General features: G+C 72.2%; 26 protein-coding genes. 9 read left to right on the top strand and 17 right to left on the bottom strand.

The genetic code is table 11. From position 1 onward, the window contains the following. Nucleotides 1-58 precede the first annotated feature (58 nt). Together ACIRVK_RS11655 and ACIRVK_RS11650 are read left to right on the top strand one after the other, a co-directional pair. The gene (locus ACIRVK_RS11655; protein WP_404245695.1) at nucleotides 59-466 is read left to right on the top strand and encodes a CoA-binding protein; all 408 of its coding nucleotides are present in this window, start codon (nucleotides 59-61) and stop codon (nucleotides 464-466) included. A 27-nt stretch (nucleotides 467-493) separates the two neighbouring features. After that, nucleotides 494-1,711, top strand: a complete 1,218-nt coding sequence (locus ACIRVK_RS11650; RefSeq protein ID WP_404245693.1) for a 4-hydroxybenzoate 3-monooxygenase — start codon at nucleotides 494-496, stop codon at nucleotides 1,709-1,711. Nucleotides 1,712-1,717: 6 nt separating this feature from the next. On the opposite strand, the gene ACIRVK_RS11645 is transcribed toward ACIRVK_RS11650, so the two are convergent. Continuing rightward, nucleotides 1,718-2,077: an ArsR/SmtB family transcription factor gene (locus ACIRVK_RS11645; RefSeq protein WP_404245691.1), complete on the bottom strand. Its 360-nt coding sequence runs from the start codon at nucleotides 2,075-2,077 to the stop codon at nucleotides 1,718-1,720. Between the two features lie 62 nt (nucleotides 2,078-2,139). Here ACIRVK_RS11645 and ACIRVK_RS11640 point away from each other — a divergent pair, with 62 nt between their 5' ends. Then, a complete protein-coding gene (locus ACIRVK_RS11640) occupies nucleotides 2,140-3,213 on the top strand; it encodes a cation diffusion facilitator family transporter (protein ID WP_404245689.1) in 1,074 nt (357 codons plus the stop codon). A 2-nt stretch (nucleotides 3,214-3,215) separates the two neighbouring features. Here the strand turns inward: ACIRVK_RS11640 and ACIRVK_RS11635 are convergent, their stop codons facing one another. Then, a complete protein-coding gene (locus tag ACIRVK_RS11635) occupies nucleotides 3,216-3,773 on the bottom strand; it encodes a YbaK/EbsC family protein (RefSeq protein ID WP_404245687.1) in 558 nt (185 codons plus the stop codon). Nucleotides 3,774-3,805: 32 nt separating this feature from the next. Continuing rightward, on the bottom strand, nucleotides 3,806-4,378 hold the full coding sequence (locus ACIRVK_RS11630; RefSeq protein ID WP_404245685.1) for a helix-turn-helix domain-containing protein: 573 nt from the start codon (nucleotides 4,376-4,378) through the stop codon (nucleotides 3,806-3,808). Nucleotides 4,379-4,492: 114 nt separating this feature from the next. Here ACIRVK_RS11630 and ACIRVK_RS11625 point away from each other — a divergent pair, with 114 nt between their 5' ends. Beyond that, the gene (locus tag ACIRVK_RS11625; RefSeq protein WP_404245683.1) at nucleotides 4,493-5,350 is read left to right on the top strand and encodes an EamA family transporter; all 858 of its coding nucleotides are present in this window, start codon (nucleotides 4,493-4,495) and stop codon (nucleotides 5,348-5,350) included. 10 nt (nucleotides 5,351-5,360) lie between these two features. On the opposite strand, the gene ACIRVK_RS11620 is transcribed toward ACIRVK_RS11625, so the two are convergent. Then, entirely contained in the window at nucleotides 5,361-6,128 is a 768-nt protein-coding gene (locus ACIRVK_RS11620) for an acyltransferase (RefSeq protein ID WP_404245681.1), read from the bottom strand. Between the two features lie 108 nt (nucleotides 6,129-6,236). Between ACIRVK_RS11620 and ACIRVK_RS11615 the strand changes: the two genes are divergently transcribed. Further along, nucleotides 6,237-6,770, top strand: a complete 534-nt coding sequence (locus ACIRVK_RS11615) for a gamma carbonic anhydrase family protein (RefSeq protein ID WP_404245679.1) — start codon at nucleotides 6,237-6,239, stop codon at nucleotides 6,768-6,770. Between the two features lie 3 nt (nucleotides 6,771-6,773). On the opposite strand, the gene ACIRVK_RS11610 is transcribed toward ACIRVK_RS11615, so the two are convergent. The 4 genes from ACIRVK_RS11610 to ACIRVK_RS11595 form a co-directional block, all read right to left on the bottom strand. After that, nucleotides 6,774-7,424, bottom strand: coding sequence for a DedA family protein (locus tag ACIRVK_RS11610; RefSeq protein WP_404245677.1), 651 nt, complete (start codon nucleotides 7,422-7,424; stop codon nucleotides 6,774-6,776). An 85-nt stretch (nucleotides 7,425-7,509) separates the two neighbouring features. After that, the gene (locus tag ACIRVK_RS11605; protein ID WP_404245675.1) at nucleotides 7,510-9,069 is read right to left on the bottom strand and encodes a carboxylesterase/lipase family protein; all 1,560 of its coding nucleotides are present in this window, start codon (nucleotides 9,067-9,069) and stop codon (nucleotides 7,510-7,512) included. After that, nucleotides 9,066-11,531, bottom strand: a complete 2,466-nt coding sequence (locus ACIRVK_RS11600; RefSeq protein ID WP_404245673.1) for a beta-glucosidase — start codon at nucleotides 11,529-11,531, stop codon at nucleotides 9,066-9,068. The genes ACIRVK_RS11605 and ACIRVK_RS11600 overlap by 4 nt, the downstream gene beginning before the upstream one ends. Before the next feature lie 295 nt (nucleotides 11,532-11,826). Beyond that, a complete protein-coding gene (locus ACIRVK_RS11595) occupies nucleotides 11,827-13,575 on the bottom strand; it encodes a ricin-type beta-trefoil lectin domain protein (RefSeq protein WP_404245671.1) in 1,749 nt (582 codons plus the stop codon). A gap of 321 nt (nucleotides 13,576-13,896) precedes the next feature. Here ACIRVK_RS11595 and galU point away from each other — a divergent pair, with 321 nt between their 5' ends. Beyond that, nucleotides 13,897-14,856, top strand: coding sequence for a UTP--glucose-1-phosphate uridylyltransferase GalU (galU, locus tag ACIRVK_RS11590; RefSeq protein WP_404245669.1), 960 nt, complete (start codon nucleotides 13,897-13,899; stop codon nucleotides 14,854-14,856). A gap of 97 nt (nucleotides 14,857-14,953) precedes the next feature. Here the strand turns inward: galU and ACIRVK_RS11585 are convergent, their stop codons facing one another. Beyond that, nucleotides 14,954-15,391, bottom strand: coding sequence for a DUF4442 domain-containing protein (locus tag ACIRVK_RS11585; protein WP_404246133.1), 438 nt, complete (start codon nucleotides 15,389-15,391; stop codon nucleotides 14,954-14,956). A 144-nt stretch (nucleotides 15,392-15,535) separates the two neighbouring features. Between ACIRVK_RS11585 and ACIRVK_RS11580 the strand changes: the two genes are divergently transcribed. Then, nucleotides 15,536-16,603 (top strand): hypothetical protein, encoded by a 1,068-nt coding sequence (locus tag ACIRVK_RS11580; protein WP_404245666.1) that lies wholly within the window; start codon nucleotides 15,536-15,538, stop codon nucleotides 16,601-16,603. A gap of 8 nt (nucleotides 16,604-16,611) precedes the next feature. Here the strand turns inward: ACIRVK_RS11580 and ACIRVK_RS11575 are convergent, their stop codons facing one another. The 3 genes from ACIRVK_RS11575 to ACIRVK_RS11565 form a co-directional block, all read right to left on the bottom strand. Next, nucleotides 16,612-17,457 carry a spermidine synthase gene (locus ACIRVK_RS11575; protein ID WP_404245664.1) on the bottom strand — a complete coding sequence of 282 codons (846 nt, stop codon included), beginning with the start codon at nucleotides 17,455-17,457 and terminating at the stop codon, nucleotides 16,612-16,614. Between the two features lie 66 nt (nucleotides 17,458-17,523). After that, on the bottom strand, nucleotides 17,524-18,693 hold the full coding sequence (tuf, locus tag ACIRVK_RS11570) for an elongation factor Tu (protein WP_404245662.1): 1,170 nt from the start codon (nucleotides 18,691-18,693) through the stop codon (nucleotides 17,524-17,526). Between the two features lie 273 nt (nucleotides 18,694-18,966). After that, on the bottom strand, nucleotides 18,967-19,689 hold the full coding sequence (locus ACIRVK_RS11565) for a DNA alkylation repair protein (protein WP_404245660.1): 723 nt from the start codon (nucleotides 19,687-19,689) through the stop codon (nucleotides 18,967-18,969). A gap of 49 nt (nucleotides 19,690-19,738) precedes the next feature. Here ACIRVK_RS11565 and ACIRVK_RS11560 point away from each other — a divergent pair, with 49 nt between their 5' ends. Continuing rightward, nucleotides 19,739-20,506 carry a TVP38/TMEM64 family protein gene (locus ACIRVK_RS11560; RefSeq protein WP_404245658.1) on the top strand — a complete coding sequence of 256 codons (768 nt, stop codon included), beginning with the start codon at nucleotides 19,739-19,741 and terminating at the stop codon, nucleotides 20,504-20,506. 4 nt (nucleotides 20,507-20,510) lie between these two features. On the opposite strand, the gene ACIRVK_RS11555 is transcribed toward ACIRVK_RS11560, so the two are convergent. Next, complete coding sequence (locus tag ACIRVK_RS11555; RefSeq protein ID WP_404245656.1) at nucleotides 20,511-21,680, bottom strand: thiolase family protein; 1,170 nt, start codon at nucleotides 21,678-21,680, stop codon at nucleotides 20,511-20,513. A gap of 178 nt (nucleotides 21,681-21,858) precedes the next feature. Here ACIRVK_RS11555 and ACIRVK_RS11550 point away from each other — a divergent pair, with 178 nt between their 5' ends. Continuing rightward, a complete protein-coding gene (locus ACIRVK_RS11550) occupies nucleotides 21,859-22,329 on the top strand; it encodes a winged helix-turn-helix transcriptional regulator (RefSeq protein ID WP_404245654.1) in 471 nt (156 codons plus the stop codon). 13 nt (nucleotides 22,330-22,342) lie between these two features. Here ACIRVK_RS11550 and ACIRVK_RS11545 read toward each other — a convergent pair whose 3' ends face one another. The 4 genes from ACIRVK_RS11545 to ACIRVK_RS11530 all read right to left on the bottom strand — a co-directional run bounded on the left by ACIRVK_RS11545 (nucleotide 22,343) and on the right by ACIRVK_RS11530 (nucleotide 25,511). Next, complete coding sequence (locus ACIRVK_RS11545) at nucleotides 22,343-22,618, bottom strand: YciI family protein (RefSeq protein WP_404245652.1); 276 nt, start codon at nucleotides 22,616-22,618, stop codon at nucleotides 22,343-22,345. A 66-nt stretch (nucleotides 22,619-22,684) separates the two neighbouring features. Further along, nucleotides 22,685-23,404 carry a cupin domain-containing protein gene (locus ACIRVK_RS11540; protein WP_404245650.1) on the bottom strand — a complete coding sequence of 240 codons (720 nt, stop codon included), beginning with the start codon at nucleotides 23,402-23,404 and terminating at the stop codon, nucleotides 22,685-22,687. Continuing rightward, entirely contained in the window at nucleotides 23,398-24,324 is a 927-nt protein-coding gene (locus ACIRVK_RS11535; RefSeq protein ID WP_404245648.1) for a PmoA family protein, read from the bottom strand. Before ACIRVK_RS11535 ends, ACIRVK_RS11540 begins: the two co-directional genes overlap by 7 nt. Then, nucleotides 24,321-25,511 (bottom strand): Gfo/Idh/MocA family protein, encoded by a 1,191-nt coding sequence (locus tag ACIRVK_RS11530; protein ID WP_404245646.1) that lies wholly within the window; start codon nucleotides 25,509-25,511, stop codon nucleotides 24,321-24,323. The genes ACIRVK_RS11535 and ACIRVK_RS11530 overlap by 4 nt, the downstream gene beginning before the upstream one ends. Between the last annotated feature and the right edge of the window lie 169 nt (nucleotides 25,512-25,680).

Here is a 25,680-nt window from a genome sequence, read left to right as displayed (position 1 = left end):
GCGCGGCCTCGTCCGTTGTCGCACTGGACAGCACTTCACGAGGGTCAGGAGGCCAACGGTGTACGGCGACCAGGAAACGGTCCGCAGGATCCTCACCGAGCTCGGCGACACCTGGGCCGTGGTGGGGCTCTCGTCGAACCAGCGGCGCGCGGCGTACGGCGTCGCCCAGGTGCTGCAGCGCTACGGCAAGCGGGTCGTCCCCGTCCATCCGAAGGCGGAGACGGTGCACGGCGAGCAGGGATACGCCTCCCTCGCCGACATCCCCTTCGACGTCGACGTGGTCGACGTCTTCGTCAACAGCGACCTGGCCGGCCGGGTGGCCGACGAGGCGGTCGCCAAGGGCGCGAAGGGCGTCTGGTTCCAGCTCGGCGTGATCGACGAGGCGGCGTACGACCGTACCCGCGCGGCGGGCCTCGACATGGTCATGGACCGCTGCCCGGCGATCGAGATACCCCTGCTGGGCTGATCGGGGACGTCTGCTCATAATGCTCGCGTGACGTTCCCCTCCCCCCGCCCCGACTCCCCTTCCCCGCAACGCTTTCCGGTGGTGATCGTGGGTGCCGGGCCCGCCGGTCTGACCGTCGGGAACATCCTGCGGGCCGCCTCGGTCGACTGCCTGGTCCTGGAGGCCGAGACGCGTGAGTTCATCGAGCAGCGGCCCCGGGCGGGTGTGCTCGAGGAATGGGCGGTACGTGGGCTGGAGCAACGGGGCCTCGCCGACCGGCTGTTGGAGCGGGCGCAGCGGCACACCGAGTGCGAGTTCCGCTTCGAGGGGCAGCGGTACCGGCTCGCGTACCAGGAGCTGACGGGACATCACCATTATGTCTATCCGCAGCCGTTGCTGGTGACGGACCTGGTGCGGGAGTACGCGGACGTGCGCGGCGGGGCAATACGGTTCGGCGTACGCGACGTCCAGTTGCACGGACTGGACTCGGACCGGCCAACGGTGTCGTATCTCGACCCGGAGACCGGCCGACGGGAGCTCGTGCACTGCGAGTTCGTCGCCGGCTGCGACGGCGCTCGCGGGGTGACACGGAGCGTGCTGCCGCAGCGGGCCCGCGTGGCCCGGCACGACTACGGCGTCGGCTGGCTGGCGCTGCTCGCCGAGGCGCCGCCCTCCAGCGACTGCGTGGTCTTCGGCGTCCATCCGCGCGGTTTCGCCGGGCACATGGCCCGCAGTCCCGACGTCACCCGCTACTACCTGCAGTGCCCGCCCGGCGACGACCCGGACGCCTGGTCCCACGAGCGCGTGTGGTCCGAGCTGCAGGAGCGCCTCGGCGCGGCCGACCGGCCGCCGCTGACCGAGGGCCGGCTCATCGAGAAGCGCGTCCTCGACATGCACAACTCCGTGGTGGAGCCCATGGTGTTCGGCCGCCTCTTCCTGGCCGGCGACGCCGCCCACCTGACCGCCCCCATCGCCGCGAAGGGCATGAACCTCGCCCTGCACGACGCCTTCCTGCTGGGCGACGGCCTGGTCGAGTACCTCACCCAGGGCGAACCCGCGGGCCTCAAGGGCTACTCGGACGCCTGCCTCGGCCGCGTGTGGGACTACCAGGAGTTCTCCCAGTGGCTGTCGGAGGTGTATCACGGCGCCGCCTCCGGCGACGCGTATCGCGCGGGCACCACGCTGGCCCGGTTGCGCCGCCTCTTCGCGTCCCCCGCCGCCGCGGCCGCGTTCGCGGAGCAGTACCTCGGCACGTATCCGCTCTGACGCACCTCAGTCGTGCAGGGGCCGGTCGCTGAGCCGGTGGTCCGCCACGTTCAGCGCCTCGTCCACCAGTCGCCGCAGATGCCCGTCGGGCAGCGAGTAGATCACCCGCCGCCCCTCCTTGCGTGTGTTCACCAGGCCCGCGAGCCGCAGCCGTGCCAGGTGCTGACTGACCGCGGGACGGGCCGCTCCGCACGCCTTGGTGAGCGTGCTGACGTCGGCCTCTCCCGAGGTCAGGGCATGCAGCAGGGCGAGGCGGGTGCGGTCGCCGAGGAGGGCGAGGAGTTCGGCGGCGAGAGCGAACTGTTCCTCGCCGGGGCTGCGCGGATGCGCATCGTGCGCAGGTGATAGGTGCATGCGTGCGCTCATACGCACATAATGGCGTCGTGGACGTCGTACGTCCACTCCCGCGACACCGGAAGGGGACCGCCGTGAGCGACCGCCACGAGCACGCGCACCAGCATGACCACGCGCACGACCATGGCCACACCCACGGCCACGACCACCCCCATGAGCACCCGCGCCCGCGCCATCGCCTGCGCCACCTGCTGACCCCCCACTCCCACGAGACAGCCGACAAGCTGGACCCCGCCCTGGAGTCCTCGGCCCGGGGTATGCGCGCGCTGTGGGTCTCGCTCGCCGTCCTCGGCGCGACCGCGCTCGTCCAGGCGGTCGTGGTCGTCGTGTCCGGATCGATTGCGCTGCTCGGCGACACGGTGCACAACGCGGCGGACGCACTGACCGCCGTACCGCTCGGGATCGCCTTCGTGCTGGGCCGGCGGGCGGCCAACCGCCGCTTCACGTACGGCTACGGGCGCGCCGAGGATCTCGCGGGCATCGTGATCGTGCTGACGATCGCCGCGTCGGCGGCCTTCGCGGCATGGGCGGCGGCGGAACGGCTTCTCGACCCGCGGCCGGTCCATCATGTCGCGGCCGTGGCGGTGGCGGCGCTGGTGGGCTTCGCGGGCAACGAGTGGGTGGCGCGGTACCGGATCCGGGTCGGCCGCTCCATCGGTTCCGCCGCGCTGGTCGCCGACGGGCTGCACGCGCGGACCGACGGTTTCACCTCGCTGGCGGTGCTGGTGGGCGCGGGCGGCTCGGCGCTGGGGTGGCAGCTCGCCGACCCGGTCGTGGGGCTGGCGATCACGGCGGCGATCGCGCTGACGCTGCGGGACGCCGCGCGCGAGGTGTTCCGGCGGGTGATGGACGCCGTCGACCCGGCCCTGGTGGACCGCGCCGAGCGGGCGTTGCGGGAGGTGCCGGGGGTGCGGGAGGTCGGCGAGCTGCGGCTGCGCTGGATCGGGCACCGGCTGCGGGCCGAGGTCGCGGTCGTGGTGGACGGCGAGGCGACGGTACGGGAGGCCCACGGCATCGCCGTCGACGCGGAACACGCCCTGCTGCACGCCGTACCGCGCCTCACGGCGGCCCTCGTCCACGCGGATCCGGCGCCCGCGCCCGGTGAGGCGGACCCGCATCTGGCGCTGGCCCATCACACCGTGGCCTGACCTCAGGCCACCCCCAGCCCCTCCAGCACCACCGCGCCGGGAAGCTCCGCGAAAGCCTTGCCCGGCACCAGGAGCTTGCCACGGCGGCGGCCGCTGCCCACCAGGACGTACGGCAGGTCGACGACGGCGGAGTCGATCAACACCGGCCAGCCGCCGGGGAGTCCGATCGGGGTGATGCCGCCGTACTCCATGCCGGTCTCCTGCGTCGCCGTGTCCATCGACGCGAACGACGCCTTGCGGGCGCCGAGTCGGCGGCGCACCACTCCGTTGACGTCGACGCGGGTGGTGGAGAGGACCACGCAGGCGGCCAGTGTCGTCTCGCCGCCCCGCTTGCCCGCGACGACCACGCAGTTCGCGGACTGTTCCAGCAGTTCCCGCCCGTAGTGCTGGACGAAGACGGCGGTGTCGGCCCACCGCGGGTCGGTGTCGACGTAGACGATCTGCTCGGCGGGGACGCTGCCGCTCCAGTGGAGTACGGCGTCGGCGACCGGGGCCACCAGGTCGTCGAGGACGTCGGGGGCAGGCAGAGCGGTGTCGAAGTGTCCGATGGGTGCGTCCATGACGGCACGCTAACAGGGGCGGCGGGGCTCGCTCAGGGGACGGGCGGGACGGACACCGCCAGCACGACGCGGGTGGGGACCTCGCCCCGATTGCCGTAGGCGTGCGGGGCGTTGGCCTCGAAGGTGACGCTCGCCCCCGCGGGGACACGGTGCTCGGCGCCCTCGACCGTGAGGGTCAGCTCGCCCTCGGTGACATGGGCGATCTCGACCGTGCCGACGGGGTGCGGATCCGAGCTGCTGCCCTCCCCCGGCATCAGGCGCCACTCCCACATCTCCAGCGGACCGGGGGCCTCGGTGCCGGCGAGGAGCCGGCTGTAGCTGCCGGCCTCGGTGTGCCACAGCCGCACCACCTGCTCGGCCGGGACGATTCGCACCTTAGGTCCCCGCTCGTAGTCGAGCAGCGTGGTGATGCTGACGCCGAGCGCGTCACCGATCTTGACGACCGTGCCGATGCTCGGGTTGGTGCGGGCCTGCTCGATCTGGATGAGCATGCCCCTGCTGACGCCGGCCCGGGCCGCGAGCGCGTCGAGGGTGAAGCCGCGCTCGTTGCGCCAGCGCTTGACGTTGCGCGCCAGGGACTGGGTCAGCAGGTCGAGGTCCGACACGTTCGTCCGATGTCCCCTTCTCGCGAGGCCAATATCCTGGATGACAGAGTTCACTTCACTGGACTACGGTGAGGTGCACCCGATCGTTCACCGAACTGTACTGCGAGGCCGGCCGTGACAGCATTCTTCGCCCTGGCCACCAGCCTGCTGTGGGGCCTGGCCGACTTCGGCGGCGGACTGCTGACCCGGCGCACCCCGGCGCTGACGGTGGTCGTGGTCTCGCAGGCGATCGCGGCGACCGTGCTGGGGGTGGTCGTCGCGGCCACGGGCGGCTGGAGCGAGGCCGGTCCGCGACTGTGGTTCGCCGTCGCGGCGGGCCTCGCGGGGCCGCTCGCGATGATCTCCTTCTACAAGGCACTGGCCCTCGGACCGATGGGGGTCGTCTCCCCGCTCGCGACCCTGAGCGTCGCCGTCCCCGTCGGTGTGGGCCTGTTCCTCGGCGAGCGCCCCGGTCTGACGCAGGTGGCCGGGATCACGGTCGCCGTCACCGGTGTCGTCCTCGCGGGCGGCCCCCGGCTCGGGGGCACGTCGGTGCAGCGCCGGGCCATCGTGCTCACCCTCGTCGCCGCCCTGGGTTTCGGCACGGTGTTCGCCCTGATCGCGGAGGCCTCCACCACCGTCACCGGCCTGTTCCTCGCGCTCTTCGTGCAGCGTCTGACGAACGTGGCCGCGGGGGGCGTCGCCCTGTACGTGTCCGTGCGGCGGGGCTCTGATGCGCTCCCCGAGGGCCGGTTCCCCTGGGCCTCCCTGCCGGCGCTGGCCTTCGTGGGGCTCGCGGACGTCGCCGCGAACGGCACGTACTCGGTCGCCGCCCAGCACGGCCCGGTCGTGATGGCCGCCGTGCTCGCCTCGCTCTACCCGGTGGTGACCGCCCTGGCCGCGCGCGGCATCCTCCGCGAACGCCTCCACGCGATCCAGGCCGCGGGCGCGGGTCTCGCCCTGCTCGGCACCCTGCTGCTGGCCGCCGGCTGAGGGTTCCGCGTCAGGAGGGCTCGGCGTCCAGTTCGGCGAGTCGCGCCACCGTCTCGTCGTCCAGCTCCGAGAGCGCGCGCAGCTGCTCCGGCGTGACCCCGTCGGGGATCGGCACCGGCGCCGGCGTCCTGAGCGGCGGCTGCCAGCCCTCGGCGGCCGTCCAGCGCCGTACGACCCGGGCGGGCGCGCCCGCGACGACGGCGTGGTCCGGTACGACACCCCGGACCACCGCGCCGGCCGCCACGACGACGTTCCGCCCGATCCTCGCGCCCGGCAGGATCACGGCACCGGTGCCGATCCAGCAGCCCGGCCCGATCTCCACGGGCTCCATGCGCGGCCACTGCTTGCCGATCGGCTCGTGCGGGTCGTCGTAGGAGTGGTTCGTGGAGGTGATGTAGACGTAGGGGCCGAAGTAGCAGTCGCTGCCGATCGTCACCGTCGTGTCGGCGATGACGTGGCTGCCGCGGCCCAGCACGACGCCGTCCCCTATGCGCAGGATCGGGTCGGGTCCGAGGTCCAGGTCTGGCATGAGTCCCGCGGTGAGGGTGACCTGTTCGCCGACGATGCAGTGGGAGCCGAGGTGGATCCAGGGTTCGCCGAAGACCGTGCCGAGCGGGAAGGCGAGCCGGGTGTGCGCGCCGAGGGCGCCGAAGCGGAGGCGGCCCGGGCTCTCGGCGGTCACCGAGCCGGTGCGCTGCACCCAGGCCCAGCCCGCGTGGACGGCGCGCTGGGTCAGGTTCCGCCGCCAGGATGAGAACGTGTTCTTGCTCTTCGGCACGCAGTCACCGTACTGAGCGTGCGGCACCCCGGCAGGGTCGAGGGTCTGTGATCTTCGCCCTACCAGGTGGCGTACCGTGCGTTCTGAGTCGACGACGAGGAGAGGGCGATGACGCACAAGGCCTTGATCACGGGGATCGGCGGGAAGGAACCGAGGATCGACGAGGAGGCGTTCGTCGCGCCGACGGCGTCGGTGATCGGGGACGTGACCCTGCAGGCGGGCGCCGGTGTCTGGTACGGGGCGGTGCTGCGGGGCGACGTCGAGCGGATCTTCGTGGGCGCTCAGGCCAATGTCCAGGACAACTGCACGCTCCACGCCGATCCGGGGTTCCCGGTCCACATCGGTGAGCGGGTCTCCGTCGGGCACAACGCCGTGGTGCACGGGGCGACGGTGGGGGACGACTGCCTCGTCGGGATGGGCGCGACCGTGCTGAACGGCGCGGTGATCGGGGAGGGCTCGCTGGTCGCCGCGCAGGCACTGGTGCCGCAGGGCATGCAGGTGCCGCCCGGGTCACTGGTGGCGGGGGTGCCGGCGAAGGTGAAGCGGCCCCTGACGGAAGAGGAGCGCCAGGGAATCACCCTCAACGGGACCCTGTACGCCGAACTCGCCAAGGCACACCGCGAGGTGCACGAGAAGCAGTAGGCGTCACTCGGCGGCGCTGACCGGCTCCCGCTCGGCCGCTTCCCGCTGTGCCGCCGCCTTCTTCGCCTTGCGCCGCACGATGAGCATCGACGCGAGGCCGACCAGGACCGCCGCCGCCAGGCCCACGTACGAGAAGCGCTTCAGCCAGTTCTCGGCGACGATGCCGACGTAGTAGACGACCGCCGTCGTGCCGCCCGCCCAGCAGATGCCGCCGAGGACGTTGGCGATCAGGAACTTCCAGTACGGCATGTGGAGGACGCCCGCGAGGGGCCCGGCGAAGATGCGCAGCAGGGCTATGAAGCGGCCGAAGAAGACGGCCCACATGCCCCACTTCTCGAAGGAGCGCTCGGCGGTGGCGACATGGCCCTCGCCGAAGTGTCTGGGGAACTTCCGGCCGAGCCAGGCCAGCAGCGGCCGTCCGCCCTTGCGGCCGATGGCGTAGCCGATGGAGTCGCCGACGACCGCGCCGAGGGTGGCGAAGGCCCCGAGCAGCACGGGGTTGATGCCGGAGTGCTGGGAGGACAGCAGGGCCGCGGAGACCAGGACGATCTCGCCGGGCAGCGGGATACCCAGGCTTTCGACACCGATGACCAGCGCCACCACGGCGTAGACGGCTACCGCGGGCACCGTGTCGAGCCACTGCTGGACGTGCAACGCCGGTTCCTCCCGATTCGTGACCCTGGGTTCCCGTGTTCCCGGCATGCGCCGCACGGGGGCCCATGCCGGGAAGCCTACCGGGTCAGCCGGAGGAGGCGCGGTCCCACAGATCGCACTGGTGCTCCTGGCGCACGGTGGCGCTCAGGGTGTTCCCGCCCTTGGACGCCGTCTTCAGGGAGAGGACCACGGCCGGTCCCGCGGGCATCGGGGGCTGGCCGGCCGCCCAGGGCACCCCGTCCCGGACGAAGGAACCCCAGTACCGCACCATCTGCCCCGCCAGCACCTTCTGTTCCGCGTTGAACGGGGACGGGAGACCGAAGTGCTTGAAGAGGTACTGGACCTCGTCGACGTGCGTCGCACCGAAGTCGAAGGACGTGTGCAGGTTGCGCAGCGAGGCGAAGGGCGGGGAGGTGCGGTCCGCGAACTCGTACGAGTAGACGGGGGCGCGGGTCCTCAGGAGGCCGTCGAGACGCAGTGCGGGGCAGCTGAAGACGGAGTCACCCAGCGCCGTCGCGTAGCCGATGGTCGGAGTGGGATAGGCGGAGAGCGGGTAGCGGGCCAGGGCCTGGTCGCCGAAGGCCTGGCGCATGACCGCCGGGTACTGCTCGGCCGTGAGCGGTGTCCCGGTCAGGTCGAACCGGGAGAAGGCGAAGAGGCGTCCCTCGTCCTTGTTCGCGCCGTTGAGCACCGGCACCCGGGAGGCGGTTCCGCGCGCGAAGGCCTGTTCGGGCTGCACCGGCAGGAAGGCGCCGCCGGCCACCGGGCCCCAGTCGAAGCCGCCCTGTGCCTGAAGGATCTCGCGGGCGGACTTGCCGCGCAGACAGGCGACGGTCGCGCAGCCGAGCTTCTTGGCGAAGGCGGCTCCCGCTGCGACCGCGTCCGGGTGCGTCCGGGCGGCGCAGTCGCCGTAGGCACCGCTCTCGATGATGCCCGCCCGGAACAGCCCCCTGGCCGTCGGCGAGGCCAACTGGGTGCAGACCGAGCGGCCGCCCGCCGACTCGCCGGCGATGGTGACACGACCGGGATCACCGCCGAAGCGGCCGACGTTGGCGCGCACCCAGCGCAGCGCGGCCTGCTGATCCAGCATCCCGAAGTTGCCGGAGACCCCGTCGCGCGCCTCCTTGTCGAGGCCGGCCGCGGCGAGGAACCCCATCGCGCCGAGACGGTAGTTGACGGTCACGACGACCGTCCCGGTCTGCCGGGCGAAGGTGTCGGGGACGACGTCCTGTCCGGCGCCGGCGGTCAGGCCGCCGCCGTGGAACCAGACGAGGACCGGTCGGTGAGTCGAGCCCTCGGGAACGTACACGTTCAGATCGAGGCAGTCCTCGGTGTACGACGGCTGTTCGTAGCCGGGATCCCAACTCGACGTCTGGACGCACTTGTCGCCGAAGCCCTGCGCGGAGCGCACCCCGTGCCAGGGCCGGACGGGCCGCGGGCCGCGCCAACGGAGGCTGCCGACCGGCGGCTGGGCGTACGGGATGCCGAGGAACTGCCGCCCCTCCGCGGTGGTCTCGCCGCGCACCAGGCCCGCCTGGGTGCGAACGACCGGACCGTCACCGTGGGTTGCCGCCCGGGCCACCGGCGCGGGCGCGACGAGCGCCGCCGCGAGGGCCGTCAGGGCGATGGCGATGCGCCGTATCACGCGCCCACCTCCATGCTCGTCCGCAGCCGCAGATCACGCGAGGACGCCCCGAGCCACACGGTGCGCCGACCGGTCCCGAGCACCCAGCGGTGGCGCTTCGGGTCCCAGGAGGACAGGGTGCGTGCGGCGACCTCCACCTCGACGCGCCGCCGCTCCCCCGCCCGCAGCGCCACCCGGCGGTATCCGCCCAACACCCGTACCGCCTGCGCGAGTCGGAGGTGGGGCGAGGGCCCGACATAGACCTGCGGGACCGCGATGCCGTCCCGGCGCCCGGTGTTGCGGACCTCGAAGGACACCACCAGTCTGCGCCCGCTCCGGCGCACACGCAGGTCGTCGTAGACGAAGGAGGTGTACGACAGTCCGTGCCCGAAGGGGAACAGCGGCCGCACGCCCTCGGCGTCGTACCAGCGGTAGCCGACGTGGATGCCTTCGGAGTACTCCTCGGTGCCGTTCACCCCGGGATAGCGGCGGGGATCACCGGCGACGGGGTGGTGGGCGTCGTCGGCCGGGAAGGACTGGGGAAGGCGGCCGCCGGGGTCGCACTCCCCGTAAAGGACGGCGGCGGTGGCGGCCGCGCCCTCCTGGCCCGGGTAGTACATCTGGAGCACGGCGCCGGTCGCCTCCAGCCAGGGCATCGACGTCGAGGACGAGGTGTTGAGGACGACCGTGGTGCGCGCGTTGGCCTTCGTGACGGCCTCGATCAGCTGCTGCTGGTGACCGGGCAGGGCGATCGTCGTACGGTCCAGGCCCTCGGTGGCGTCCTCGTAGGCGAACAGGACGACATCACGGGCGCCGCGGGCGGCGGTGACGGCCTCGGCGACGTCCTGGGCGCGGGTCGCGCCGGTGATCCTGCGCAGCCGGAACAGCATTCCGTCGGCTCCGCCCTGCGCGGTGACGTGCAGGGTGTGGGCGCCCTTGGCGAGCGTCAGGGTCCTGCGGCGCACGGACAGCCCGTCGGGGTCGGCCGAGACGAGGCCGCCCTGGAAGTACTCGCCGAACCCTGCCGCCTGCGGGAACAGCTCCGTGCCGTCGAGCAGGACCTTGGGGCGGGCGGTGGGCGCGGAGGAGAAGTGCAGGACGAACGTCCACTCGTCGGGCTCGGCGACGGTGAGCGTGCCGTCGTAGGTCCAGATCTTGCCGGCGCCGACCTTCTGTCCCTCGCTGTCGAAGGCGGGGCTCAGCGTGCCCGCCGGGATCGGCTTGCCGAACAGGTCCTCGCCGAGCGCGTAAGTGACCTTGCCGGCGCGGGCCTTGATGGCGTCGAGGGGGCTGTCCGCGTGGTCGGGGACGACATGGGCGCTGCCGCCGCCGCTGACGAAGGGCAGGCCGCCCGTCGGGCCGATCACCGCGACCGTGTCGCCCGGGGCGAGCGGGAGGGTGTGGTGTTCGTTGCGCAGGAGGGTGGCGCCCGCCTTGGCGACCTCCAGGGCCACGGCCGCACCCGCCCGCGCGTCACGGGCCGGACGGGGCGGCACGCTGCCGTCGAGCAGCCCGAAGCGGTCCATGACCGAGAGGATGCGGCGCACGGCCCGGTCGACGTAGCGCTCGGGCACGCTGCCGTTCTGTACGGCCGACTTGAGCGCCGTACCGAAGTAGGTGCCGTCGGGCATCTCCATGTCGAGGCCGGCCGTGATCGCCCGGGCGGTGCTGTGCGCGGCGAACCAGTCGGTCATCACCCAGCCTTCGAAGCCCCACTGGTCGCGCAGGATGCCGGTGAGCAGCGTCCTGTTCTCGCAGGCGAAGGTGCCGTTGACCTTGTTGTAGGCGCCCATCACGGCGCCCGCCCCCGCGTCGACGGCCGCTTCGAAGCCGCGCAACTCCAGCTCGTGCAGGGTCTGTTCGTCGACCCGCACGTCGATGGACATGCGGTCCTGCTCCTGGTTGTTCATCGCGAAGTGCTTGACGGTGGCGATGAGGTGTTCGCCCTGGATGCCCTTGATCTCGGCGGCGACCAGGTCGGAGGCGAGCAGCGGGTCCTCACCGAGGGTCTCGAAGTTGCGGCCCGCGTACGGGGTGCGGACGAGGTTGACCATCGGGGAGAGCAGCACGTCCTGGCCGAGGGCACGGCCCTCGCGGCCGACGACCTGGCCGTAGCGCCGGGCGAGTTCGGGGTCGAAGGCGGAGGCGAGCAGGACGGGCGCGGGCAGGGCGGTGGCATGGCGGGTGACGCGGACGCCGGCCGGGCCGTCGGTCAGGCGCAGGGGCGGTATGCCGAGGCGCTGGACGCCGGGGACGTAGCCGGCCTGGCCGAGCGAGGCGGGGTCGGTGGCGCCGTGCAGCAGGGAGATCTTCTCGTCGAGGGTGAGCCTGGCGAGGAGGCTCTCGACGCGGGGGCCGGCCCCCGCCTCGGGTCTGGCGAGGGCATGTGCGGGGGGCGTCAGGGTGCCGGTGGCCGCTGCGGCGACGGTGATCGCGCCGCCCATCAGACGCAGGGCGGATCGCCGGGAGACGGTTTCGGACATGAGCCGTCACTCCTTCGGTGTGCGGGCACGACGTTGTGGACCGCTCTCACGCCGCGGCGTCCCGGCCCGCGTTCGGCATCTGAACGCGGCGTGCGTAAGAGACCGGTGACGAGCCGTTGGACACCAGTGGCGCGGCGGGAAAACTATGACCGCGGGTGACTCGTGTCAATGACGCGAACATGAAAGGCGTGGAATGCCCACAAGAGTCGAAGGATCCACAGGGGACGGAGGTTTCGACGGACACGAAGCCGGGGCCACCCCTGGGCGGGCGGCCCCGGCGAGGCTCGGGTGCCGGTCAGTGAAGGACGGACCCGAGCGTGGTCGTGACGGCGTCCAGGGTGTCCGTCGTCAGGGTCCGGACCCGGGCGAGCGGCGCCGGCACCACGGTGGGCCGGGTCCTGTCGGCGACAGGGGCGATCTTCGGCCGGTACTGCTCGGCCCTGGGCGCCTGTCGCTGAAGGTGGCCGCCGGGCGCGGGCGGCGTCGCCTCCGTCGCCTCCTGGCCCCCGATGGAGCGGCTGTCCGCGGATCCGCCCGGCTGCTTCGCCTGCCGTGTCTTCTGCGGTGGGAGCGCTCCGCCGCCGACCTCGAGCACCCAGCGCTGCCCGGCCGAGCCGTCCCGTTCGGCGACCACGACGTCACTTTCCTTGCCGGGTGCGATCAGCAGCCCCTCGCTCCCGCGCACCAGCAACTCCCCGCGCACGGTGAAGTCGTAGCGCACCTCCCCCGCGTGGACGACGCAACCGGCCAGGACGACGGCGCGGGCGTCGGCGTCCAGACAGAGGCTGGGGTCGGCGCCGCTGCGCAGCAGCCCGTCGTCCCCGTACGACCACTGCTGTGACGCCGCGGAGGAGCAGGCCGCCAGCACGGCCGCCGCCCCGGCCCCGGCCCGGCCGCCGTCGACGCCGAGGCACAGGCCCCGGCCCGTGGCGCGGAGCCTGCCCCGGCCGATCTCCACGGGCTCACCGGCGGAGGCCGGCGACGCCGACCCGGCCGCCGCTGAGTGCGCAGGAGCCAGGGAACTGCTGCTCACCGCGTCCCAGGTCACGTGCGGATGCGGGACACCGTTGTCGTCCGTCCAGCCCTTGGTGACGAGGACGGTCGCGAGCAGGGCCACGGCGGTCAGGCCGACCCCCACCACAAGGGCCTTGGTGTGCCTGCGCGGTGGGGTGGGCCGATGCCGGCCGCCCCCCGCCGGACGTCCGGGCCGCGCCGCGGAGTCGCCGCCACGGCCGGGCCGGGAGTCGAGGTAGCGCCGGGCGCCCCAGCCGAGGACGGTCTCGGCGAGGAGCACCTCCAGGCCGCCCTCGAAGTGGCTGAGCTGCTCGGCCGCGTGGCGGCAGTAGCGGCAGTCCCGAAGATGCTGCTCGACGTCCGGGAGGAGGGCACCGCCACGGCGGATCGGGACGTCCAGGAGGCGGTTGTAGAAGCGGCACTCCTTGCCGGGCGCGAGTTCCCGGTGGGCGCGTACGCAGCCGCTGCGGAATTGTTCGCGCGCCTGCTCCAGGGCGGCAACGGCGGTGGGCGTGTCCACCCCCAACAGACCGGCTGGTATGGTTATGGGTTCGGCCTCGACCTCGGTATGCCACAACAGGCATTGCGAGGCCCCCGGAAGGGCCCGGAATGCCCGCTCGGCCAACTGCCGCCTTTCGGGCGTCACGGAGCGAGCGGCACGCAGCCCACGACCGCCGGTCGGTTTGCGGAGTTCCGGCAGCAGAACGGAAATGACGTCGTCCGCCGCCCACTCCTTGGCCGCGTCCCGTACCGCCGTGAGGAGTTGGGGTCGAAGGGCGCCGGGGGCGGGCCTGCCGAGCACACGATGGAACGCCGCGGCGGCGACCATGGCGGCGGAACTCTCCGTGGTGGTCAGGCAGACGGAGGCGTAGTCGTACGTCGCCCGCCAGTGCCGGGCCAGCAGCAACGCGCCCGCGCGGGCACCGTTCGCACGCTGTCCCAGTTGCGCGACGAGGTCGCGGTCGGACTCCGCCGGACCCGATCCGGGACGCGGCGGGTAGGGGGGTCGTGGGGGGTAGGGGGATTGCACTGAACCAATTCCTTCCAAGCCGCAGGACGGCAGGTGGAATACGCACGTCCGTCGGAAAGCAGGTGCCTGATTGGTGCATACCTATGCCGCGCGAGTTACTCACCGCCATAGGGCCGCTCACTTTCGCACAATTGACGTACACGAAACAAGGAGTTCGAGTGACCGAAGTTCAAACAGCAGAAACTCCAGAAAAGTTGTGTACACGCGGGCGTCATTGGCACACGAAACCTCCAACTTCTGACCGGCTGTCGGACGAGACCCACAGCGCGCTCTGAGGATTCTCCGGGTGAGTTCTCATCCCCGTGGGGCAGCATCGGCCGCATGATCGCCCCCCACGCTTCGAGCGCCCCCGTCCCCGCCCCCAGCGTCCTCGGCGTCCGCAAAGCCGTCGTCCCGGCCGCCGGACTCGGCACCCGGTTCCTGCCCGCGACCAAGGCCACTCCGAAGGAGATGCTGCCCGTCGTCGACAAGCCGGCCATCCAGTACGTCGTCGAGGAGGCGGCCGCGGCCGGGCTCGACGACGTGCTGATGGTCACCGGCCGCCACAAGCGTGCCATCGAGGACCACTTCGACAACGCCTTCGAACTGGAGCAGGCCCTCGCCGCCAAGGGAGACGCGGTACGGCTGGACGCCGTGCGCGATCCGGCCCGGCTGGCCAACATCCACCACATCCGCCAGGGCGAGCCGCTCGGCCTCGGGCACGCCGTGCTGTGCGCCCGCCGCCACGTCGGCGACCAGCCCTTCGCCGTCCTGCTCGGCGACGACCTGATCGACCCGCGCGAGAGCCTGCTGGGCCGGATGCTGGACGTACGCGACCACTACTCGGGCAGCGTCGTGGCCCTGATGGAGGTGCCGCCGGAGCAGATCCCCCTCTACGGCTGCGCGGCCGTGGAGGCCACCGCCGAGGACGACGTCGTCCGGGTCACCGGTCTGGTGGAGAAACCGTCACGCGCGGACGCGCCGAGCCGCTACGCCGTCATCGGCCGCTACGTCCTCGACCCGGCAGTCTTCGACACGCTCGAGCGCACCCCGCCGGGCCGGGGCGGCGAGATCCAGCTGACGGACGCCCTCCAGGAGCTGGCCGCGGGCGGCACCGTGCACGGAGTCGTCTTCGACGGGCTGCGCTACGACACCGGCGACAAGGCCGACTACCTGCGCACCGTCGTCCGGTTGGCCTGCGACCGGGACGACCTCGGTCCCGAATTCGTCGCCTGGCTCAAGGAGTTCGTGGCCGGCCTGGACAGCGGCACCGCCGACGGACGCCGCCGCCACGCCGCCTGACCCCACGACGAGGGCCCGGGGGACGGACGTACCCCCGGGCCCTTCACACCTCACCGCCGCTCAGACACCCGGGCGCACGGCCCACGCGGCGGCGATCTCAGCCATGAGGACGCAATGTCCACACGACGGTCATCTCGCCGGTCACCGCACCGTCGGCGCGCCGGATCTCGATCGACACCGGGAACTCGGGGCGCTCCCCCGCGTCCAGTTCCGCGACGACGTCGGCGGCGGGGCGGCCGAGGGTGGCGGTCGCGGTGACGGTCCCCATCGCCAGCTTGCGGTAGGCGATCTCGGCGCTGACGGCGAGCGGAACGGCCCGGGCGAGCTGCTCCCCGAAGGCGGCCAGCACGATCGCCCCGCTCGCGGACTCGCCGAGCGTGAACATCGCGCCGGCGTGCGGCCCGCCCACGTGGTTGTGGTACTCGCCCTGGTCCGGCAGGACCACCACGGCCCGGTCCGGCGTGGTCTCCTGGAACTCCAGGTTCAACGTCCGGGCCATCGGCACCGTCGCGGCCAGCAGCTCACCGACGGACATCTGATCTGCGCTCATGACCAGCACGTTACTCACGAGTAGCCTGGCTGGCCAGAGCGGTGTGACGATCGTCGCTCCGGCCCCGCAACGGCGTTGGTGAGCCACAGTGACCGAATCGTGTCCCCGGCGGCACTAGGGTTGCTGCCCATGTGGCCAGGACAGCAGCCGCCAGGGGGCGAGCAGAACCCGCAGGGACCGGTTCCGCAAGGACCGGGCCCGCAGGTCCCGCAGGGACAGCACAACCCGTACCAGCAGCCGGGGTACCAGCAGCCGAATCCGTACCAGCAGCCAGGGTTCCAGCAGCCCAACCCCTATGCGCAGCAACCGCAGTGGGGGCCGCCGGGGCCGGTGGGCGCGCCGCAGCCGCCGAGCGGCAGCGGGGGCAACCGGACGAAGTTGGTCGCGATCCTGGCTGCGACGGCCGTGGTCGTGGCGGCCGGGGTCACGGCCGCCGTGGTGCTGAGGGGTGGCAGCGACGACAAGGCGAACGGCGGTTCGGGCGGCGACAAGCACGCCGGGCAGTCCGCGAGTGCGTCGGCCGACCCCAGCCGGTCCCCCACCGGCTCCGGGGACAACCCGCGTGGTGGCGACACCGAGAAGGCGACCGTCGCCGGCTGGAAGGTCGTGGTGAACCCCAAGTGGGGCACCGCCTTCGACGTACCGGCCGACTGGGAGGTGGAGACGCCCGGGACCCTGATCGGCTTCGAGGACAAGAGCAAGGACGCCGGCAGCAAGCCGCTCATCACGATGTCGGCGCCGGCGTACTACAAGTCCAAGTGGTGCACCTCCGACGACGACAAGGACGGCCGCACCGAGGACACCGCGCTCGCGGCCGTGGGCACCAAGGGCGCGGACGGCGCCAAGAACACCGACGAGGTGGCCGTCAACCAGGTGCCCTGGTGGGTCTTCGGCGGCTACACGCAGCCGGACAAGAAGAGCATCACCTTCGACAAGAAGGCCAAGAAGTTCACGACCGCCTCCGGCATCGCCGGCAGCTACGCCTGGGCCCGGTCGAAGCACAACCCGCAGATCGGCAAGTCCAAGTGCGACAGTGACGGCAAGGCCGTGACGTTCGGCTTCAAGAACTCCGCCGGGGACTTCGTCGCCTGGAACCTCTACGGCGCGACGGGCGTCAAGGGCGAGGTCCCGGACGCGACCATCATGAAGATCATGAGCACGGTGCGGTTGACGAAGGAGCCGCCCACTGGCGGCTGAACGCCGGCTCAGCCGATGCCGAACGCCCCCTCCGGGGGCTCCGGCGACGGTACGGCGTCCTCGTCCCGGACCGGTCGCGCGCCGTCGACGAAGTCCCGTAGGCCGGACCCGTGTTCGACCCGGGCCGGGAAGGCGTCGGCGGCGGTGCGGCGAGCCAGGGTGAACGTGTCGACGGGGTGGTGCGCGGCGACGAGGACGGCGTTGCCGAACCGGCGCCCGCGCAGGACGGCCGGTTCGGCGATCAGCACGAGCTCCTCGAACGCCTCGGCGAACGTGGCGAGTTGGGAGCGCAGGAAGCCGAAGGGCGCGGCGTCGGCGAGGTTGGCCAGGTAGACGCCGCCCTCGCGCAGGACGCGGTTCGCCACGTGGGCGTAGGCGACGGAGGTGAGGTGGGCCGGCACGCGGGAGCCGCCGAAGACGTCGGCGACGATGACGTCCGCGGAGTCCGCGGGGGCGGCTTCCAGCCAGGCGCGGGCGTCCGCGGTGTGCAGGGCGACCGAGGCGCCGTCGGGGAGCGGCAGATGCTCCACGACCAGCTCCAGCAAGCCCCCGTCCGCCTCGACGACGTCCTGCCGTGAACCAGGGCGGGTGGCGGCGACGTACCGGGGCAACGTGAGCGCGCCCCCACCGAGATGCAGCACGTCCAGCGGACGCCCGGGCTCCCCGACGAGGTCCAGCACATGCCCGAGCCGCCGCGCGTACTCGAACTCCAGATGCTCCGGCTCGTCCAGATCCACGTACGACTGCGGCGCCCCGTCGACGGTCAGCAGCCAGGCCCGCTCCCGATCGACATCGGGCATGAGCTTGGCGACCCCGAGGTCGGTGGTCCTGCTGACGGGGATGGGTTCGGTCACGACTCCATTGTGCGGCCGGGAAACGCCGAGAAGGGGTGTGGGGACTGCGGTCCCCACACCCCGACCTCACTCCACCCCGGTGACGGTTCCGGCCCCCACGGTCCGCCCGCCCTCACGGATGGCGAAGCCCAGCCCCGCCTCCAAGGGCACGTCCCGCCCGAGCTCGACCGTCATCGTGACCGTGTCACCGGGCCGCGCGACGGCGACGTCACCGAGGTCGACGTCACCCACCACATCCGCGGTACGGATGTAGAACTGCGGCCGGTACCCCGTGGACACAGGCGTCGTACGACCGCCCTCGCGCGCGGACAGCACGTACACCCGCGCCGAGAACCGCCGCCCCGGCACCACGCTCCCCGGCGCCGCCACGACGTGCCCGCGCCGGACCGCGTCCCGGGGGACACCCCGCAGCAGCAGCGCCACGTTGTCCCCGGCCTGCGCCTCGTCCATGGGCTTGCCGAAGGTCTCCAAGCCGGTGACGACGGTCTCGACACCGGCGCCGAGGACTTCGACCCGGTCGCCCACGCGGACGACTCCCCGCTCGACCGCGCCGGTCACCACCGTGCCGCGGCCGGTGATGGTGAGCACGTTCTCCACCGGCAGCAGGAACGGCGCGTCCAGGTACCGCTCGGGCATGGGCACATACGTGTCCACGGCGTCGAGCAGCGCCTCGACGGACGCCGTCCAGCGCGGGTCGCCCTCCAGGGCCTTCAGCCCGGAGACCCGTACGACGGGCACCGCGTCGCCGCCGTACCCCTGCGCGGTGAGCAGCTCTCGGACCTCCAGCTCGACGAGGTCGATGAGCTCCTCGTCGCCCACGTCGGCCTTGTTGAGGGCGACGACGAGGTGGTCGACGCCCACCTGCCGGGCGAGCAGCACGTGTTCGGCGGTCTGCGGCATGATCCCGTCGAGGGCGGAGACGACGAGGATCGCCCCGTCGAGCTGCGCGGCCCCGGTGACCATGTTCTTGACGTAGTCGGCATGGCCCGGCATGTCCACGTGCGCGTAGTGCCGGGTGTCGGTCTCGTACTCGACGTGCGCGATGTTGATGGTGATGCCGCGGTCGATCTCCTCCGGGGCGCGGTCGATGCGGTCGAAGGGCACGAACGTGCCGGTGCCGCGCTCGGCCAGCACCTTGGTGATGGCGGCGGTCAGGGTGGTCTTGCCATGGTCGACATGGCCGATGGTGCCGATGTTCAGGTGCGGTTTGGTGCGCACGTACGCCGTCTTGGGCATGGCTGTACCTCGAAGCCTCTCAGCCGTGAAGAAGAAACGCGGGACCCCGGGGACTGGCCGACCCTCCCCTCGCGGGGTCCGCCGGACGATCCGGAGAGGGTCAGCTTCGGGCGCCGTCGGCTGCGGCCAGGAGGATCAGGACGGCAGCCTTCGGCGCATCCGCGACTGCGGATGCTGCGAGGACGAAGGCGTGCCGGAACATGGGGTCGATCATCGCCGACGTCCTGTCCGGCGTCGAATGGTTTTTCAGCACATCGGCGGACGAAGGGGAGTTCAGGGCCCGATGTTCTTCAGGGCCTCCCGCACCGACAGCGGCGCGAACCTGCCCCGCTCCCGCGCCAGGAACGCCCGCACGGCTTCCGGGTCGGTCTTGGCGTACTCGCGCAGGCACCAGCCGATCGCCTTGCGGACGAAGAAGTCGGGGTGGGCGGACTGGCGCAGACAGTAGGTGAAGAGGCGCTCGGTGTCGGTGTGTTCCCTGTAACGGAGTTGGTGGAGCAGGGCGGAGCGGGCGATCCACAGGTCGTCGTCGGCGATCCAGGCGTCCATGTCCGTCTTCAGTGCCGGGTCGGCCGCGACGAGGGCGCCCACGACGTGCGCGGCGAGCAGGTCGACGGTGTCCCACCAGGAGGTGGTGACGATCAGCCGCCGGGCAACCGGGAGGAAGGCGGAGGAGCACACGCGCACGTGCCGGCGCAGGTAGTCGACGGCGAAGTAGTGGTACTCGCGTTCCGGCAACTGCCAGCAGCGCAGGGCGATCGCGGTGCAGTCGGACTCGTCGGGGCGGGGCAGGCCGGCGACGACGGTGCGGGACAGGGCCCGGCGCACGGGTGTGGCCAGGCCCAGGAAGGGCGCCACGTCCTTCATGTACGCGCGCATGGACGCCGCCCGTTCCGGGTCCGCCGCGGACGCGTAGCCGACGGTGAGCCGCTCAAGGACGGTGTCGGCGAGTGTGCTGAACGGCACACCCGGGGCGACCACATCTGTGACGCTCATAGAAGGAACCATACGGCGATCAGACACGTGCGTCGGTTAGTGTCGCCGGATGCTCGATGCCCACACCCGCTCTGGGGGCACCGCCACGGCCTCTCCCCGGGCCGCCGCCACGGAGCTCGCCGTCGTCGTCCCCGCACCGCCGGGCCTGCGGACGCGCTGCACGCGCGTGCTGCGCTCGCCCTGGTCGCGGCTGTCCCTGCTGCTCGTCCTGCTCGCCACCGCTGCGACCTGTGTGCTGCTCTTCGAGCCGCAAAGGTTGCTGGCTGACGGCTGGCCTCCGCAACTGGGAGGTCCCACGGCGGCCGTGGTCTTCGCGGGGGCGTACGGGCTGTGCACGGTGGCGTTCGTGCCGCGGCCGCTGCTGAACCTCGCGGCGGGCGCGCTGTTCGGCTCCCAACTGGGCATCGGCACGACCCTGGTGGGCACGGTGCTCGGCGCCGGGATCGCCTTCGGCCTGGGCCGCGTCCTCGGGCAGGACGCGCTGCGCCCGCTGCTGCGCGGCCGGCTGCTGAAGGCGGCCGACGGCCAGCTCAGCAGGCACGGCTTCCGCTCGATGATGGCGGCCCGGCTCTTTCCGGGGGTGCCGTTCTGGGCGGCGAACTACTGTGCCGCCGTCTCCCGCATGGGCTGGGCGCCCTTCCTGCTCGCGACGGCGCTCGGCTCCATCCCGAACACCGCCGCGTACGTCGTCGCAGGCGCCCGCGCCTCGGCGCCGACCTCGCCCGCCTTCCTGATCGCGATGGCCTGCATCGCCCTGCCGGCGCTGGCGGGAGCGGTGGTGGCCTGGCGCAAGCGGCACCAGATCCGGGGCGCCTGACCCCTTACGCGGCTTCCAGGATCATCGCGTTGGCCAGTCCGCCCGCCTCGCACATCGTCTGCAGGGCGTAGCGGGCGCCCCGCGCGCGCATGGCGTGCACGAGGGTGGTCGTCAGGCGGGTGCCGCTCGCGCCCAGGGGGTGTCCCAGGGCGATCGCGCCGCCGTGCACGTTGACCTTGGTGAGGTCGGCGCCGGTCTCCTGCTGCCAGGCCAGGACGACGCTGGAGAACGCCTCGTTGACCTCGAACAGGTCGATGTCGTCCACCGTGAGGTCCGCCCTGCGCAGGACCTTCTCCGTCGCCGGAATGACCCCGGTGAGCATCAGCAGCGGGTCGGAACCCGTGACGGCGAAGCTGTGCAGGCGGGCGAGCGGGCGCAGTCCGAGGCGGGCGGCGGTCTCGGCGGAGGTGATGAGGACGGCGGATGCGCCGTCGTTGACGGGGCTGGAGTTGGCCGCCGTGACGCCCCACTCGATCTGCGGGAAGCGCTCGGCGAAACCGGGGTCGTGGAAGGCGGGCCTGAGGCCGGCCAGGACCTCGGGGGTGCTGTCCGGACGAACGCACTCGTCGCGCGTGACGCCCTCCAGGGGCGCCACCTCGGCGTCGAAGAGGCCGTTGGTCCAGGCCTCGGCCGCCTTGCGGTGCGAGGAGAGGGCGAAGCTGTCCATCTGCTCGCGGGTGATCGACCACTTGGCGGCGATCAGCTCGGCGCTGATGCCCTGCGGGACCAGGCCTTCCGGGTAGCGCTCGGCGACACCGGGTCCGAAGGGGTCCTTGCCCGCGGGCACGTTCGACCACATCGGCACACGGCTCATGGACTCGACGCCACAGGCCACGACGATGTCGTAGGCGCCGGAGATGACGCCCTGGGCCGCGAAGTGCACGGCCTGCTGGGACGAGCCGCACTGGCGGTCCACCGTGGTCGCCGGGACCGTGTCCGGGAAGCCCGCCGACAGGACGGCGTAGCGGGTGGTGTTCATGGCCTGTTCGCCGACCTGGTCGACGGTTCCGCCGATGACGTCGTCGATCAGCGCCGGGTCGACGCCGGAGCGCTCGACGAGCGTGCGCAGGGTGTGGGCGAGGAGTTCGACGGGATGGACGTGCGCGAGGGCGCCGCCCGGCTTGCCCTTGCCTATCGGGGTGCGTACGGCTTCGACGATGACTGCGTCACGCATGGTGCGGGCCTCCACGACGGCGGTAGTTGATCGGGTAGGGGAATGGGCGGATAGGTGAATGGGCTAGGTGAATGGGATAGGCGATGGGGGCTTACTGGTGAGTAGGAAATCCAAACTCACAGTAGCCCAGTGAGTTGGAAAATCAAACCCTCACCTGGATCTCCCCTAGACTGTGCGCATGGCAGCACCGAAGGACCCGCGGCCCTGCTCGATCGCTGACGCCCTGGCGATCGTCGGCGAGAAGTACTCCCTGCTCGTTCTGCGGGAGGTGTGCCTGGGCAACGGCCGCTTCGACCAACTGGTACGCAACATCGGCGCCCCGCGTGACGTCCTCGCCACCCGCCTGCGCCGCCTGGTCGACGCAGGGATCCTGACCAGGCGCGCCTACAGCGAGCGCCCGCAGCGCTTCGAGTACCGGCCGACGCAGGCGGGCCTTGAACTGGAGCCGGTCCTGATGACGCTGAAGGAGTGGGGCGACCGCCACGTACGCGACGGCGTCGACCTCCCCATGGTGGTCGAGCACATCTGCGGCCACGAGTTGGTGCCGGTGGTCACCTGCGAGGCCTGCGGCGCGCCGGTCCGCCACGAGGACCTGACGGCGCACCCGCAGGCCGAGGGCTGGACGGTCTCAGGCCCCACCGCGGCCTAGGGTCCGCCGGAGGTCAGGACGGGACGAGCACCTCGTTCCACTCGCGGACGTGCCAGGCCTTCACCACTCCCTGCAGGACGAACGGATCGCCGGCGACGAAGTCCTCGGCCGCCGCGAGCGTGGTGAAGACGGCCATCGAGCCCTCTTCCTGGGGGTTGCCGAACGGGCCGATCATCAGCAGTTCACCGCGCTCCACGAACTCCTGGTAGCGGGCGGTGTGCGCGGCGAAGTAGGCGGGCGCCCTCGCGGCCAGGTCGTCGGCCGACTCGTAGAACACGACGTACTTCATCGGGCCTCCCGAGGCCTGAGCGAGCCGACGCCTCCAGGCTACCCGCCCGGTCGTCGAGGCGCCCGGTCACGGCCCCGGGTACACGTCCAGCCGCCCGCACATCCCGAACCTGCCGTGTTCGGAGGGCAGTTCGGCGCGTACGGCAGCGTCGGCGAGGTGGGTGACGTCGCCCTTCTCGAGGCGGTCCAGCTGCTCCCCCGTGGCGGCCGCAGCCGCCTGCGCGCCGCGCTCCCAGCGTTCGCGCCACTCGGCGAGCCGGGGCCGCACCAGGGCCGCGGCGGCGCGGTGGAAGGCCGCCAGCGGCTCCGGGCCGTCCGCCTCGCGCAACGCCCGGTAGCCCTCCAGGGCCAGGTCCCGGCGGGTCCGGGCGATCCGCTCCCGTTCCTCCTCCGGCGCGTCCGCCGGGATCACGGTGACGGCGGCGTACGTCTCGGCGTCGGCCAGATACCGCGGCGGCAGCGTCAGGACCGCGTCGCCCGCCTCCGGGAGGCCGCTGTTCTGCATCAGGACCGTGATGCGCAGGTCGTCCTCGTTGACCAGCCGGTGGATGGTGCCCGGCGTGAACCAGGCGACCGTGCCGGCCGCGAGCGGCGTGACCTCGTATCCGGACGTCGTGAGGGTCTGCACCGCGCCCCGGCCGCCGGTGACGACGTACGCCTCCGAACAGGTCAGGTGCATATGGGGAGTTCCGCCGCAGACCCCGTCGGCGGCGGGCCAGTCGTAGACGGACAGGTGCGACACCGCGACCCCGCCGGGCAGGCCGGTGAATCCCTCCGCGCTCACCACGGGTGCGCCTCCAGGTACTTGGCGATCTCGTCCCGCTCCCAGGCCCCGTCCGCGACGACGACGCGGTAGCGGCGGGTGAGGGTGTCACCGGGGGCCAGTTCCAGTTCGTCGTAGAAGGCCCAGGAGGGGGCCACGGCGGCGAACGGTTCGTTGCGGACGAACCAGTGGGCGGGGTGCGTGCCCCGGGCGCCCAGGTGGTCGTTCTCGGGGGCGTGCGCGAAGACGAGGGTGGCGTGGCCGTCGGTGCCGTCGTGCTCGCCCGAGTAGGCGAGCCAGGCCGCCTGTTCGCCCATGAGGCCGGGGCCCTCACTGTCCGGGGCGATGATCCGGCCCTCGCGGAACGCACGCGGCCCGCGCCAGAACAGGCCGGTGTAGCCCGCGAGTTCGCGCCCTGCGGTGGTCGGACTGCCGAACCGCAGCGGCTCGGCACGGCGGTTGGTGATGGCACTGGTCCAGGTGAGCGCCCAGGAACCGGACTCCCGGTCGACGTCGTGGATCTCGATCCGGCGCTCCTCGTCGGCCCACAGTTCGCCGCTGTACGGGTGCCAGGTCAGCCGTTCGGCGATGACGACCCGGTCCTCGTGGGCGGCCACCTCGTCGAAGGCGTTGTGCGCCATCGAGCCGACCCGCTCGGGCAGTTCGAGGTAGCCCTCGCCGTGGACGTAGGAGTTGCCGCCCCACAGGTTGGCGCCGGACAGGTGCGAGGCGGTCAGCTGCAGGCCCTTGTGCCAGCGGTGGTCGTTGGGCCGGTAGTCGGTGACGACGTCGCCGGCCAGGGTGCGGATCGGGTGGAGGTAAGGCTTCGGGGCCTCCCAGGCGGCCTCGGGGGCGTAGACGTAGCTGAGCAGGTCGACGCCGGTGGCCGGCTCGGTGACGGTGATGCGGTCACCGTGGGCGTGGACGAGACGCAGGGCGCTCATGCGGAGACCTCCTGGGTGACGACGGGCTCGGCGGGGTCGGCGGTGGCGGCGGGGGCCCAGCCGGGTACGCCGCCGTGCATCGCCGTGTGGAACGGGTCGCCGGCGCCGATCTCGCCGGCCCGCACGGTCGTGTCGGTGAACGCCGACTTGTACAGGGCGGCGATCAGCTCCAGGCCGGCACGCCCGTCGGCGCCGCTGCTGCGCGGCCGTTCACCGGCCCGCATGCTCGCGACCAGCTCCCTGAGCTGCTCCCGGTGCGAGCTGGGCACGTCCGCCCCGAAGTCCTGCCAGGCCGCCGCCTCGTCGCCGGGCACGTCCGGGGCCGGGGTGATGCGCCAGTCGGCGTTGCTGTGTCCGTACAGGTGGGTGAGTTCGACGGTGGCGCGCTCGCAGTCGACGCGGATCCGGCTGACCTCGTCAGGGCTCAGCACGCTGTTGACGACGGTCGCCATGGCACCGTTCTCGAAGCGGACCAGGGCGGTGGAGACGTCCTCGGTCTCCACGTCGTGCACCAGGCGGCCGGCCATCGCGCGCACCTCGCTCCACGGCCCGAGCAGGTCGAGCAGGAGGTCCATCTGATGGATGCCGTGTCCCATCGCCGGGCCGCCGCCCTCGGTCTCCCAACGGCCGCGCCAGGGGACGGCGTAGTAGGCGGCGTTGCGGTACCAGGTCGTCTGGCAGTGCGCGACCAGCGGCCGGCCGAGCGCCCCCTCGGCGAGCAGGCGCCGTACATGCCGGGTGCCGGAGCCGAAGCGGTGCTGGAAGACGATCGAGGCGTACGGGCCGCCGTCCGTGCCCTCCTCGGCCGCCACGGCGTCGTAGTCGGCGAGCGTCGGCACGGGCGGCTTCTCGCACCACACCCAGGCCCCGGCGCGCAGCGCGGCGATCGTCTGCTCGCGGTGCAGGGTCGGCGGGGTGCAGATGCTGACGAGGTCGGGCCGCTGCTCGGCCAGCATCCGGTCCAGGTCGGTGTACGCGTGCGGGATCCCGGCCGACCGGCACAGCTCCTCGACCGCCGTGGCATCGATGTCAACGGCGGCCACCACCTCCGTCTCGCCCTGCTCGGCGAGCTCGGCGAGCGCGGGCAGGTGGGAGCCCCGCCCGATGGCGCCGGTACCGACGAGGGCGGCCCGGATGCGACGGCCCGCCAAGGGCGCCGAGCGGGGATGGGTCTCGGGCGTGGACATGTACGCGATCAGCGCTCCTCCGGGAACGGCGGCCTACGAGGAGAGATGGCAGCAAGCGCTTTCCCCTCCCTGAGAACGTAAGCTCCGCCCCCGTACAAGGTCAACCACCCCGCAGCCACGGCGGCGGGACACCCGTGGCACGGCGCGGCGGGCCGCCCGCTAGGCTTCG

The sequence above is a fragment of the Streptomyces sp. NPDC101152 genome, assembly GCF_044768275.1.
Taxonomy (GTDB): domain Bacteria; phylum Actinomycetota; class Actinomycetes; order Streptomycetales; family Streptomycetaceae; genus Streptomyces.
The sequence above is the reverse complement of the archived record's forward strand: the minus strand, read 5'-3'. Positions and strand labels throughout refer to the sequence as shown.

Coding starts and splice junctions, on each gene's coding strand:
- ACIRVK_RS11645 (WP_404245691.1), bottom strand. CDS start 2,077: ATGAGCGCACGCATGCACCTATCACCTGCGCACGATGCGCATCCGCGC.
- ACIRVK_RS11635 (WP_404245687.1), bottom strand. CDS start 3,773: ATGGACGCACCCATCGGACACTTCGACACCGCTCTGCCTGCCCCCGAC.
- ACIRVK_RS11615 (WP_404245679.1), top strand. CDS start 6,237: ATGACGCACAAGGCCTTGATCACGGGGATCGGCGGGAAGGAACCGAGG.
- ACIRVK_RS11600 (WP_404245673.1), bottom strand. CDS start 11,531: ATGTCCGAAACCGTCTCCCGGCGATCCGCCCTGCGTCTGATGGGCGGC.
- galU (WP_404245669.1), top strand. CDS start 13,897: ATGATCGCCCCCCACGCTTCGAGCGCCCCCGTCCCCGCCCCCAGCGTC.
- ACIRVK_RS11585 (WP_404246133.1), bottom strand. CDS start 15,391: ATGTCCGTCGGTGAGCTGCTGGCCGCGACGGTGCCGATGGCCCGGACG.
- ACIRVK_RS11580 (WP_404245666.1), top strand. CDS start 15,536: ATGTGGCCAGGACAGCAGCCGCCAGGGGGCGAGCAGAACCCGCAGGGA.
- tuf (WP_404245662.1), bottom strand. CDS start 18,693: ATGCCCAAGACGGCGTACGTGCGCACCAAACCGCACCTGAACATCGGC.
- ACIRVK_RS11565 (WP_404245660.1), bottom strand. CDS start 19,689: ATGAGCGTCACAGATGTGGTCGCCCCGGGTGTGCCGTTCAGCACACTC.
- ACIRVK_RS11560 (WP_404245658.1), top strand. CDS start 19,739: ATGCTCGATGCCCACACCCGCTCTGGGGGCACCGCCACGGCCTCTCCC.
- ACIRVK_RS11555 (WP_404245656.1), bottom strand. CDS start 21,680: ATGCGTGACGCAGTCATCGTCGAAGCCGTACGCACCCCGATAGGCAAG.
- ACIRVK_RS11550 (WP_404245654.1), top strand. CDS start 21,859: ATGGCAGCACCGAAGGACCCGCGGCCCTGCTCGATCGCTGACGCCCTG.
- ACIRVK_RS11545 (WP_404245652.1), bottom strand. CDS start 22,618: ATGAAGTACGTCGTGTTCTACGAGTCGGCCGACGACCTGGCCGCGAGG.
- ACIRVK_RS11535 (WP_404245648.1), bottom strand. CDS start 24,324: ATGAGCGCCCTGCGTCTCGTCCACGCCCACGGTGACCGCATCACCGTC.
- ACIRVK_RS11530 (WP_404245646.1), bottom strand. CDS start 25,511: ATGTCCACGCCCGAGACCCATCCCCGCTCGGCGCCCTTGGCGGGCCGT.